8 protein-coding genes are annotated in these 12,241 nt (G+C 58.7%); 3 read left to right on the forward strand and 5 right to left on the reverse strand.

The genetic code is table 11. From position 1 onward, the window contains the following. Positions 1–243 precede the first annotated feature (243 nt). Positions 244–1,671, forward strand: a complete 1,428-nt coding sequence (locus tag CKO36_RS03350; protein ID WP_200280526.1) for an Lcl C-terminal domain-containing protein — start codon at positions 244–246, stop codon at positions 1,669–1,671. Positions 1,672–1,696: 25 nt separating this feature from the next. Here the strand turns inward: CKO36_RS03350 and amt are convergent, their stop codons facing one another. Beyond that, entirely contained in the window at positions 1,697–3,952 is a 2,256-nt protein-coding gene (amt, locus tag CKO36_RS03355; protein WP_200280530.1) for an ammonium transporter, read from the reverse strand. A gap of 569 nt (positions 3,953–4,521) precedes the next feature. Between amt and CKO36_RS03360 the strand changes: the two genes are divergently transcribed. Further along, entirely contained in the window at positions 4,522–4,731 is a 210-nt protein-coding gene (locus CKO36_RS03360) for a hypothetical protein (protein ID WP_200280533.1), read from the forward strand. Continuing rightward, positions 4,728–7,415 (forward strand): ATP-binding protein, encoded by a 2,688-nt coding sequence (locus CKO36_RS03365; protein WP_200280535.1) that lies wholly within the window; start codon positions 4,728–4,730, stop codon positions 7,413–7,415. Before CKO36_RS03360 ends, CKO36_RS03365 begins: the two co-directional genes overlap by 4 nt. 117 nt (positions 7,416–7,532) lie before the next feature. Here CKO36_RS03365 and CKO36_RS03370 read toward each other — a convergent pair whose 3' ends face one another. The 4 genes from CKO36_RS03370 to nuoN form a co-directional block, all read right to left on the reverse strand. Further along, on the reverse strand, positions 7,533–8,684 hold the full coding sequence (locus tag CKO36_RS03370; RefSeq protein WP_200280537.1) for an ABC transporter permease: 1,152 nt from the start codon (positions 8,682–8,684) through the stop codon (positions 7,533–7,535). After that, the gene (locus CKO36_RS03375) at positions 8,681–9,688 is read right to left on the reverse strand and encodes an ABC transporter ATP-binding protein (protein WP_200280539.1); all 1,008 of its coding nucleotides are present in this window, start codon (positions 9,686–9,688) and stop codon (positions 8,681–8,683) included. The genes CKO36_RS03370 and CKO36_RS03375 overlap by 4 nt, the downstream gene beginning before the upstream one ends. Next, positions 9,685–10,644, reverse strand: a complete 960-nt coding sequence (locus CKO36_RS03380) for an HlyD family secretion protein (protein WP_338053414.1) — start codon at positions 10,642–10,644, stop codon at positions 9,685–9,687. Before CKO36_RS03380 ends, CKO36_RS03375 begins: the two co-directional genes overlap by 4 nt. Before the next feature lie 120 nt (positions 10,645–10,764). Continuing rightward, positions 10,765–12,204 carry an NADH-quinone oxidoreductase subunit NuoN gene (gene nuoN / locus CKO36_RS03385; RefSeq protein ID WP_200280543.1) on the reverse strand — a complete coding sequence of 480 codons (1,440 nt, stop codon included), beginning with the start codon at positions 12,202–12,204 and terminating at the stop codon, positions 10,765–10,767. Positions 12,205–12,241 lie beyond the last annotated feature (37 nt).

Below are 12,241 nucleotides of genomic sequence, written 5' to 3' on the forward strand. Positions count from 1 at the left end.
CCTTGCATTGAGACAGCGAACGGCGTCACACAATTTCTGTTTTTCTCCACATTGCCTCCATGATTGCCCGCTAGTCTTTGGGTTGTAGCCGGCCGGATTAATCCTTTGTCCCAAAGCAGGAGTTTTATCATGATCGCTGCCCATTCATTCTCCCATGAATCTGCATCCCACTCATCGCTTCACGCGGCTGTGACAGCCCGCCCGCGAACGTCCATGTCTCTGGCAGGTGCTGTGGCAGCCCTAATGGCCACCAGTCTGCCAACGGCCGCTCTGTTTGCCCAGGAGGCTGACCCGGGGCTTCAGTCGTCCTGGCTCGATCAGTATGATCTGAACTGGGATGGGCGGGTGGATGAGCGCGAAATCAGCGCCTTTCTGACCCGGACCTACCCCATTGTCGATACCGGGCAGGTCCAGTGCTTCGATGACAACAGCACCATCGGCTGCCCCGGCAGCGATAGCCCCTGGTTTGGTCAAGACGCCCAATACTTCGGCAACGAGCCGCGCTATCTCGACAATGGCGATGGCACGGTCACGGATCTGATCACCGGGCTGATGTGGTCGCAGAATCCGGGCGCGAAAAAGACCTTTGCCGAGGCCATCGCCGGCGCTGCAACCTTCAACCTCGCCGGCTATGACGACTGGCGTTTACCCACCATCAAGGAACTGTATTCGCTGATTCTGTTCAGCGGCCGCGATGTCAGCATCTGCATGGAGGACGCAAGCTGCGCGGGGATTCCCTTTATCGACGCCGAGACCTTTGCGTTTCAATACGGTGACACCAGCATCGGTGAGCGCATCATCGATGCTCAGTATTGGTCAGCGACGCAATACATCAGCACCACCATGAATGGTGCAGCCACGGCATTTGGGGTGAACTTTGCCGATGGGCGCATCAAAGGTTATCCGGAGGCCATGGGTGACGGTTCGGCCAAGACCGAGTTCACCCTCTATGTCCGTGGCAACCCGAACTATGGCATCAATGCCTTTAGCGACAACGGCGATGGGACCGTCAGCGACGAAGCCACCGGACTGTTGTGGGCACAGGCCGACAGCGGCGTCGCATTCGACTGGCCAAGCGCGCTCAGCTACTGCGAAACCCTGAGTCTGGCCGGACGGGATGATTGGCGCTTACCCAATGCCAAGGAGCTCCACAGCCTGGTCGATTACACCCAAGCTCCGGCGGTCACCGCAACCCCAGCCATCGACACGATTTTTCAGGTCACGCCCATCACCAACGAAGGCGGCCAGCTCGACTACCCCTGGTACTGGACATCCACCACCCATGCAAACATCGACGGCAATGGCAGCTTTGCCGCTTACATCGCCTTCGGCGAGACGCTGGGCTATATGTCCTTCGGTTCCAGTGGCATCACCGAGTTGATGGACGTGCATGGCGCCGGTGCCCAGCGCAGTTCACCCAAGACCGGCGACGAGGCCGACTGGGCCGGTGGTCATGGACCGCAGGGTGATGTGATTCGCATTAATAACTTCGCGCGCTGCGTGGCTGGCGGGGTTGCGCCTGACATCCTCATTGATCCCAGCGCGGATCCAACACTACCAACCGATCAACCGCTGCCACCAACCGAACAGCCACAGCCTCCGGTCGGCCCCATGAATCCACCGCTGTTTGGCGGACCAAACAACGCGGGGCAGCCGCCAGCCAGACGCTGAACAGCAAGGGCTCCCTATACTCAAATCAGGGAGCCGTCGCTGTGCTGTTGCGGAAGAAGTTCAGCACCTCCAACAACTGCTGAGCATCCTCACGCATCTGCCGGCCAATGGTGCCGATTTGCTCGACGGCGTTGCGCGTGCGCAGGCTGGAGTGATCCTGGCGCTGGGTGGCGGTTTCGATAGTGTTCATCATCTCCGCCATGTCGTTAATCGAGTGGGCGATATTGGCAAAGGAATCTGACAGCGCGCGGGCGGTGTTTTCGACCATATTCTGGCTGGAAGCATCCGTCTCCTGGGACGCTGTGATTGCCTCGCCCATACTGGCGCGGATGCGCTGCACCAGGGACGCGATCTCCTGAGCCGCCTGGGCCGATGAGCCGGACAGGGTCTTGACCTCATCCGCCACCACGGCAAAGCCGCAGCCATGCTCGCCGGCACGCGCGGCCTCAACCGCCGCATTCAACGCCAACAGATTGGTCTGATTGGCAATCTGGTGAATGCGGCTGGTGAACTGACTGATCTGCTCGGACTCCTCGTCCAGCGTCTGGATCTGACCATTGAGCTTGAGCAGCACAGTGCGAATCGCATCAAGATCGGCGCGAGTCTGGTGCACATTGTCGGCGCCCTCATCGGCATGTTCGCTCATGGTCTTGGCCAGCTCAATGGCCTGAGCTACGTTGCTGATCACATCTTCGATACTGGCGCTCAGATCCTGGTTGGCCTCCTGAAGGTCATGGCTGGACGCATCGAGATGGGCAACCGAGCCGGACAGACCGCCGGAGACGGATTCAATCCGCTGCACGAAATCGCGCAGACTGTTGACCATGGCGTAAACCGAATGGCCCAGCATATCCTGCTCGCTTTTTGGCTCGATATTGCGTGACAGGTCGCCATGAGCGACATTATTGGTCACTCTGACCACCTCCTCAATCTTGTCGAGCATGGCGTTGAAGGTCTGAGCCACTTCGCCCATCTCGGTGCCAATCTCGATCTCGACGCGCTTGCTGAGGTCGCCGGTCTTGCCGATGTAATGCATGGCCTCAATGGCATCCAGATGCGACATGCGAAACCCATGCTCAGCGACGTTGAGACCGCGCACTTCATCCTCGCGCGACACCCGCATGCCGCCGGTGGTGATGTCGATGCCTTTAATGACCAGAAAAGCGACGCTGAAAGTCCAGAGAAAGCATGCCAACACGCCGAACAACTGCACACTGATCTGATCGAAGCGACTCAGGTCGCCGAGATGCTCGGGCAGAATAAACAAGCCGAGCGCGAGGGTGCCCCAGGCGCCGCAGAAGCCATGCACCGAAACGGCGCCGACCACGTCGTCGAGCTTGAACACCTTCTCCATGAGCTCAATGCCGATGTAGACCACCAGACCGGACCCCAGCCCGATCCACATCGCCCCCATGGTATCGACAAAGGCGCAGCCGGCGGTAATGCCCACCAGCCCGCCAAGCAGGCCGTTGGTAACCATCTCCACCTCCGGGCGTTTCAGCGGACTCAAACCCCAGCTGATGAGCGATGCCGCCAGGCAGCCAAAGCAAGCCGCGATCAGGGTATTCATCGCGATTACAGCGATGTCAGGTGAGGCCTCCAGGGTGCTGCCGCAGTTGAACCCGAACCAGCCGAAGAACAGGATGAAGGCGCCGAGCACTGCCATAGTCATGCTGTGCGGCGGCAGCCGTTGCGGGGTGCCATCGTCCTTGAACTTGCCGATACGCGGGCCGACCACGATCACGCCCACCAGGGCCGTCCAACCACCGACCGAGTGCACCACGGTGGAACCGGCGAAGTCCTTGAAGCCGCGCGCCTCCAGCCAGCCAGCCTGATCGTGCAACAGCCCGCCCCAGGCCCAGTGCCCGAAAACCGGGTAAATCACCGCCGAAATCAGCCCAGAAATAATCAGATAGGTGCGAAACTTGGCCCGCCCGGCAATGGCGCCGGAATCAATGGTGGCTGCGGTGCCAACGAACACCGCTTGGAAAACAAAGAACGCCAGCCGCCAGGGATCCTCAACATTGATGAAGAAATCCCCCCAGCCGAACCAGCCGCCCTGGGTCTCGCCAAACATAATCCCAAAGCCGATCATCCAGAACAAAATAGCGGCGATGACAAAGTCCGCCAGGTTTTTGATGGCGACGTTGATCGAGTGCTTGGCTGCCGCCAGCCCGGCCTCCAGACACATAAACCCCGCCTGCATCAGAAACACCAGTGCGGCGCAGACCATGACCCAGACGAAATTCAGATGTGTCGCAAGCGTGGCAGTAGTTTCCATTGATGTGATCACTCAATCGGCTGGGTAGGCTGGCAATGATTTAAGACACAAAAAGGGTTTATTCAAGCGAATTGTAAACCACAAGCGCTCATTATTGCATTGATACAAATTCCGATCAATTGAAGGCTGCATGATAGAAAACAGCCACCTGCAATCTGACTTACATCAGATATGGGTAGCATTCATCAACGCTAATCATTAACAATCGGCAAGCACTGTTCATTCAGGGTGCAATAATGCGCTACCCTGATGCATAAGCATTTCATTAAATGCAAAACGCGCTCTCATGGTGCAAAGAGTACAGCCAGGGTTTAATAATGACAAAACGTTTCAGATGACAGTATGGCAGAAAAACGGAATTGGCCTGCCCGCTGATGCCTTGCGCGCTATGATGGATTCAGCTGTGCCAGGTGATGGCCGAAGTGCAAAGCTCTGCGCCTGAGGTCAGCCTAAAGCAGTCAGGATGCTGCGCACGAAATTTCCGAGCTGGCTACGCACAGCCGTGGAGTAGCTGAAAGCGCCGGCGCCATGATCGAAAAATCGTCCCCGCCACTGAGGAAACCGCCGCCATGATTCAGAACATCGTCCAGGCCAGTCAGCAGCAGAAGCAGGGCGCTGAACGCATCGCCGCAGCGATCAAACGCCTTGATGCTGTCATCCTCTCCAGCAGCTCCACCTTCCAGCAAACCTCCGCAATGACCAAGCAGTTGCTGCACAATGCCGAGTATATGCAGCGGTTGATTGGTTTTTTCGTCATTGGAGGTGCCAAGCGGCTATGAAAGCGATCTGGCAGCATTTGCTTAACAACCTGAGCGTGCCGCTGTGGCTCTATGCGCCCGACGGCACACTCATGTTTACCAACACAGCCGGATCAGCCCTGCTGGGCGACAGCCCGGAACACTTGATTGGCCGCAAGCTGCGCGACTTCATGCCTGATCAGGCACAGGCGGACCAGGCACTGCACCGCATCCGTCAAGCCTGGGACGACAACGCAGCCGGGGAATATCTTGACCAGGTGACGCTGACTGATCGGTGCCAGTGGTTCAAATCAACCTATCAGCCGATTGCTGATGAACACGGCGTCCAATTGGGGGTGCAAATCACTGCTCAGGACATTACCGGGCTCAAGCAGTCGGAGGATGAACTCAAGCGCATGCATCACCTGCTGGAATTCGTGATCCAGCATGATCCCAATGCCATCGCCATCTTTGACAACCAACTCAACTACATTTATGTCAGTGATCGCTACCGCAAGGATTACAACATTGAGGGCTTGGATGTCATCGGCCGCCATCATTACGACGTATTCCCCGAGATTCCGCCACAGTGGCGGGAGATTCACCAACGCGCACTCGCTGGCAGGATCGAGTCTTCAGACGATGACCTCTTTGAGCGTCCGGACGGAACCATCACCCATACCCGCTGGCAGTGCCACCCGTGGAAGTGGCCAGATGGTTCCATCGGCGGAATGGTTAAATACACGGAAGTAATCACCGAGCGCAAGCTGGCTGAGCAGGAAACCATTAAACTCAAAAACCACCTTCAGTCTCTGTGGAATATCGCCAGGCACACCGAGGCGACTTACCGAGAACTGTGCGATCTGGTGCTTGAAGAGATCCAGCGCATGACCGAGAGCCAGTTCGCCTTTTTTGGATTCCTTGACCAAACCGAATGCGAACTGATCATTCATGCCTGGTCCAAAACCACCGCACCCTCGTGTGCCGTTCAGGACCAAGCCATCCATTTCCCCATCGACCAAGCTGGGCTGTGGGCTCAAGCCGTGGTTGATCGCAAACCCTGCATCTTCAACGACATGACCCTGGAGCACCCCAGAAAAAAGGGGCTGCCTCCAGGGCATGTGCCGCTCTCGAATCTGCTCTCCGTCCCCATTCTCCGCGACGGCCAAGTAAGAGCCCTGTCCGCTGTCTCCAATAAGTCCGGAGACTACACTGAAGAAGATGTCGAAATGGTGCATGCCTTCACCTCAAGCGTCCTGTCGCTGCTCGATAAAAAAAGGGCCGAAGAGTCGCTCCGCACCATCGAATGGATGCTGGAGAAAACATTAGAGCCGGTGAAAGCCCCACCGCCGCAGGATCATGGTGACCTGACCGAGACAAACCGCTCGCGTGTCATTCTCGATGCCGTGGGGGCTGATCTTCTGCACCAGATCGCCAATGACTACATGGCCCTGCTGGACACCTCCTCAGTGGTGCATGAAAAAAACGGCGATTATGCACTCGCGATCGCCTCGTCAAGCTGGTGCAGACGCATGGTTCAGGCCTCGCGTGGCTTGTGCGCCTGTCAGGACAATGCAGAAGCCCTCGCCAGCGGCCAATGGCTCTGTTACGAGTCTTCCTGGAACCAAGCATCAAAGATTGCCATCGAAACCGGCGAACCGACGGATATCGCCTGTCATGGCGGCCTTCACTTGTATGCCGTCCCGATCCGGGCGGGAAGTGACATTGTCGGCGCCATCGATTTCGGCTATGGCTCCCCGCCCACAGACCAAGAAACCTTGGAGCAGCTGGCAGAAAGCTACCAGATTCCGGTGCAAGAACTTGGGAGCCTAGCAGCGCAGTACCAGCACCGGCCGCAATTCATTATCAATGAGGCCAAATCGCGACTGACCACTTCAGCCCGGCTCATCGGTGAGATCGTCGCTCGCAGCCGCAGCGAACAGCAATTGGAACAAGCCAAAGCAAGCGCCGAAGCCGCCAACCGGGCGAAGTCTGAGTTCCTGGCCAACATGAGCCATGAAATCCGCACCCCGCTCAACGGGGTCATGGGAATGTTGCAGCTGCTGAATGACTCGGGCCTGGACGAGGAATCCTCGGAGTATACCAATGTTGCCCTGGAGTCCTCGCGCAGTCTGTTGACCATCATCAATGACATTCTCGACTTTTCCAAAGTCGAGGCGGGAAAACTTGATCTGAGCCTCGGTCCGTTTGGCATCGACTCCCTGCTCAAATCCCTGCTGTTCACCTTCACCCCCCAAACACAGAGCAAAGGAATCGCGCTTGACTACCAGATAGCTGCGGAGGTGCCGAAGGAAGTGGTCGGCGACATGGCCCGCTTGCGCCAGGTGCTCTTCAATCTGGTAGGCAATGCGGTCAAATTCACTGACCAAGGCAGTGTACGTATCGAAGTACGCCCCCGCAAGGAACAGGAAGCAACGCCTCAACACCAGCGTCTGCAATTCACCATCACAGACACCGGTATCGGCATTCCGGAGGAGAAAATCGACGCGCTGTTTGAACCCTTTACCCAGGTGGATGGTTCACACACCCGAAGATTCCAGGGCACTGGCCTGGGACTGTCCATCGTCAAGCGGCTTGTCGAGCTGATGGGTGGATCTGTTGGCATCGATAGCACACCGGGGCGCGGCACAAGGATTGAATTCGACATCCTGTTCAGGTTCGCGGACCCCGGGATGGTGGATACATTTGCTCAAAAATCCCCATAGGGGCCAGTGGTGTCACGCCACTTGGCATCGCGGCGGGACTGCTGGCCGGGCGATTTTGAGCAGACGCTTGCGGTTCTGGAAACGCCGGATTGGCCGCTGTTTGTGGCGCGATGATGTTCACCCCAGTCGCTTATTGAAGCGCAGGGAAGCAAGCAACAGGCCGATCAGCATGAAGCCAAGCAGCCACAGGGTGTCTTCCTGGATATCCTCAAGCCTGGCGTCACGCAGCAGCACGGCGCGGATGGCGCGGATGAAGTGGGTCGCCGGCAAGATCTCGGCGATATGTTGGGCGGCGAGTGGCATACCCTCGTAGGGAAACATGAAACCCGACAGCATAATCGACGGCAGCAGAATGAAAATCGTCATCTGCGTGGCCTGCAACTGGCTCTTGGCGATGGTGGAGAGCACCAGTCCGAGTGACAGACTGGCACCGATGAAAACCAGCGTCAGGCAGGCCAGCGCCAGCAGGCTGCCGTACAGGGGCACTGCAAACACCAGATGCCCGAGCCCGAGAATAATCCCCGCCTGCACCAGACCGATGCCGACATAGGGCAGGATTTTGCCAATCATCAGCTCAATGGGACGCACCGGGGTATTGATCAGCATTTCCATGTTGCCGCGCTCGCGCTCGCGCACGATGGCGGCCGAGGTGAACATAATCATGGTCATGGTGAGGATCACCCCGACCAGGCCGGGTACAATGTTGACCACGGTGCGCTGGGAGGGGTTGAACAAAAGCGCCACCGCAAAAGTGGGCACAGTGCGGTTGACCGGCTCGCGCATCAGCTCGGCCAGGGGCATGCCGCGCAATCCTTTGATGGCGCCGGCAATGACGGTATCTGAGGCATCCACCAGCCATTGGGCCACGGGACGGCTGAGCTCCCGATCGGTCGCGGGCGGCGTGGCCAACTCGGGGCGCACGCTGCCGCTTCTGGCCACCCGTTGGGCGAGATCAGCCGGGATGATGAAAGCCGCGCGCACCCGGCCCTCGCGAATCGCGTCCTCGGCGGCGGCGATGTCGGCATAATGCTCGGTGAAGCGCACCACCTGAGTTGCTTCCACCGTCTGCGCTAGCACCCGCCCGAGCGCGCTGTTGCTCTGATCGACCAGGGCAGCGGGAATGTCGCGCACCTTAGTGTTGATAGCGTAGCCGAACAGCATCAGCTGGATCAGCGGAATCATGATCACCATGGCCAGGGTGACCCGATCGCGACGCAGTTGCAGCAGTTCCTTGGTCAGGATAGCGAGAATGCGGCGCAGGGCTTTCATGCGGCCACCTCGTTGGCCTCGCGCTGCTGATCCTGTGGCCGATTCTGCCCGGTGCAGGTAACAAAGACATCTTCCAGACTGGGACGCACCGACGCAATCTGGGTCAGATCCCGCGCCACCGGCAGTTCCTTAAGCCAGCGCTCGGGCTCGGTGATGCGGTCGCGCACCAGCACCCGCAGGCGGCTGCCGAGCTGGGCGGCGGACAGAATCTCCGGCAGCGCCGTCAGTGCGGTCTTGGTCTGGCGCAGATAGGGGCCTTCCACCTCCAGCACATGGGCGCCCATGGCGGCCATCAGCTCCGCTGGGGAGCCGTCGGCACGCTTGTGACCGTTTTCCAGAATCGCCAGGCGATGACAGCGCTCGGCCTCATCCATGTAATGGGTGGACACCAGAATGGTCGCACCGGCGTCGACCAGATCGAACAGCCGTTCCCAGAAGTCGCGGCGGTGTTCGGGATCGACCGCCGAGGTTGGCTCATCGAGAAACAGCAGCGCCGGGCGATGCAAAATCGCCGCCGCCAGACTGAGGCGCTGCCGTTGCCCACCGCTCATGCTGCCGGCGCGCTGATGCTTGAGCGGTTCGAGCGCATAGGTACCGAGCAGCTCGGCGATGCGTGACTTGGCATCATGTGGCTCAAGACCATAGACACTGGCAACAAAACGCAGGTTCTCCAACACCGTCAAGTCCTCGTAAAGGGAGAACTTCTGCGTCATGTAGCCAATGTTGCGCTTGAGGATTTCGGCCTCTGCTGGCAGCCGATGGCCAAGCACCCTAACCTCGCCCGCGCTAGGTGTCAGCAGGCCGGTTAACATGCGCACCGTGGTGGTCTTGCCGCAGCCATTGGGGCCGAGAAACCCGTAGATGCTGCGCGGTGCGATTTGCAGGTCGAGCGCGTCGACCGCGATCAAATCGCCGAAGCGGCGGGTCAGACCCCGTGCCGAGATCGCAACGTCGGAATCAGCTGCCGCCTCGCTGACCGCGCAGGCATCGGCGGCGGCGGTCATTGCTGGGCCACTGGTGGCAATTCAACCTGCACCGGCACGCCATTAGGCAGATCAGCGGCGGTAGCGGGCAGTTGCACCTCAGTCAGATAGACCAGGCGACTGCGGTCCTCGGCATTCAAGGCATAGTAGGGCGTGAAAGCCGGCAGCGCGCTAATCCAGCGCACCTGGCCGCTCAGCGCGTCCTTCAGACCATCAATGCGCACGGTCAGGGCATCGCCTTCCTTGATGGCGACGCGATGGGGTTCGGGCACATAGACGCGAGCATAAGGGGCTGTGCCAGCCAGCATCACCGCCACCGGGCTGCCGACGGTGACGCGCTCGCCAAGATTCCATGGCAAGCTATCGAGGATACCGTCGCGAGTGGCGACAATGGTGAGATCATCCAGCAACGCCTGCTGATAACTCAGGCGGGCCTCGGCGGCGTTCAGCTCGGCCTGGGCTTGCGCCAGTTCCTCAACCCGGGTACCAGCCAGCAGTTCATCGAGCTGTTGCTTGGCCTGGTCAAGGTCGGCCTGCGCGCCATCGCGTTGTGCCAGGGTGCGATCGAGTTCGGCTTTGCTGACGGACTTTTTCTCCATCAACTCCTGATTGCGCTGATAGGTGATTTCAGCATCGCGCAGCTCCGCCTCAGCGCCGGCCACGCGGGCGCGGGCGGCGGCGATCTCCTCGGGACGCGCGCCGTTGCGCAGCTGTTCGAGATGGGCCTGCGCCTGCGCCACTTCCGCCGTGGCGCGTTCGACCTCGGCCTGCTGCTGGCGCGCGTCAAGCTGCGCCAGTACCCTGCCCTTGGTGACCTGCGTGCCCTCGACAACCGGCAGATCGACGATGACCTCGGCTACCGTGGCTGTCAGCGCGATTCGATCACGTTCCAGGGTACCAAGCGCCAGATCGGCGTCATCCTGCAAGCAGCCGCCCAGCAGCAGACTGCTCAACAGCCAGGGGCTGAATCGATTCACTGCAAGCCCTCGCAAGTTCATCCCCGGTTGCCTGCCGCCGGGGGAATGTCAGTAAACAAAAAAGCGCCGGTAACGGCGCTTTTGTAGAGTCAATGGACAGCGAATGATCGGCTTTCTGTGTCAGCCGGAAAAGGCCGCGTTGCAAATACCAAGTAACGAGGCGGGAAAAATACCCAGCAGTAAAACCGCCAGGCCGTTCACCGTGATGGCAATTTTGGCATCACCGGCCAGCCTCAGCGGCGTGCTGTCAGCGGCTTTATCGAAGTACAGCAGCTTGATGACGCGCAGATAATAGAAGGCGCCAATGATGGAGAACACCACCGCAACCACCGCCAGCCAAGTCAAACCCACACTGACCACGGCATCAAGCACTAAGAGCTTGGCAAAGAAGCCAACCGCTGGAGGCACACCCGCCATGGAGAACATCATCAGCGCCAGCATGGCAGCCAACCAGGCATCGCGGTCATTCAGCCCCTTCAGATCATCAAGCTGTTCGACCTCAAGACCGTTAATCGAAATCATCGCCAACACGCCGAAGGCTCCAGCCGCCATCAGGGCATAGACCACCGTGTAAAACATTGCAGCGGCATAGCCTTCCTGAGTCCCGGCCAGCAGCCCCAGAAAGATAAAGCCCACATGGGAAATGGTCGAATAGGCCAGCATGCGCTTGATGTTCGTTTGAGCAATGGCAACAACATTGCCCAAGCCAATCGACAGAATGGCGAGAATCATCAGAATTTCCCCCCAATCCGCCTGCAAGGCACCAAGGCTGTCGATCAGAATGCGGGTGGCCATGGCAAATGCAGCAATTTTCGGTGCACTGGCGAGAAACAGCACCACCGGCATGGGCGCACCCTGATAGACATCAGGCAGCCACATGTGAAAGGGCACAGCACCAAATTTGAAGGCCACCCCAATCAGCACAAACACCAGACCGAAAACCAGAATTTTATTCTCCAGCCCCTCGGCATTCACCACCTCGGCCACGTCGGCAAAACCAAAGCTGCCCGTGGCTCCGTAGAGCATGGAAATACCGTAGAGCAACATGCCAGAGCCCAAGGCGCCCAGCACGAAGTATTTCATAGCCGCTTCCGCACCGGGCTTGGAGTCCCGATCAAAGGCCACCAGCGGATAGAGACACAGTGCCAGCAGCTCAAGCCCAAGATAGAGCGTTAGGAAACTGTGCGCTGAAACCATGATCAGCATGCCCAGGGTGGCAAAAAGCACCAGCACATGATACTCACCGACCCACAGGCCCCGTTCGCGCATGTAATCGCGTGAATAGACGAAGGTGAAAATCGTCAAAATCAGAATAATGCCTTTGAGCAAATCGCCAAAGGGATCACGAATAAAGCTGCCACTAAAGGCAATGGTGACGCCATTGTTGCTTAACAGTCCGACAGTACCCAGGGTTGCAGCCAACCCGAGAATCGCCAGATTGTGATTCCATCCGCGCTGCTCATCGTTAAGATACAGATCCAAAACCAGGACCGCGCACGCAGTCGCGAGCAGTATCAGCTCGGGAAGGACGGTCGCTAGAAAAGCGGTTTCAAACGGCATAGTGAGAAATCCGTTGGGTACAACAGCAACAAGGAGT

The organism is Rhabdochromatium marinum (assembly GCF_016583795.1).
Lineage (GTDB): Bacteria > Pseudomonadota > Gammaproteobacteria > Chromatiales > Chromatiaceae > Rhabdochromatium > Rhabdochromatium marinum.

Coding starts and splice junctions, on each gene's coding strand:
- CKO36_RS03365 (WP_200280535.1), top strand. CDS start 4,728: ATGAAAGCGATCTGGCAGCATTTGCTTAACAACCTGAGCGTGCCGCTG.
- CKO36_RS03360 (WP_200280533.1), top strand. CDS start 4,522: ATGATTCAGAACATCGTCCAGGCCAGTCAGCAGCAGAAGCAGGGCGCT.
- CKO36_RS03370 (WP_200280537.1), bottom strand. CDS start 8,684: ATGAAAGCCCTGCGCCGCATTCTCGCTATCCTGACCAAGGAACTGCTG.
- CKO36_RS03350 (WP_200280526.1), top strand. CDS start 244: ATGGCCACCAGTCTGCCAACGGCCGCTCTGTTTGCCCAGGAGGCTGAC.
- CKO36_RS03375 (WP_200280539.1), bottom strand. CDS start 9,688: ATGACCGCCGCCGCCGATGCCTGCGCGGTCAGCGAGGCGGCAGCTGAT.
- nuoN (WP_200280543.1), bottom strand. CDS start 12,204: ATGCCGTTTGAAACCGCTTTTCTAGCGACCGTCCTTCCCGAGCTGATA.
- amt (WP_200280530.1), bottom strand. CDS start 3,952: ATGGAAACTACTGCCACGCTTGCGACACATCTGAATTTCGTCTGGGTC.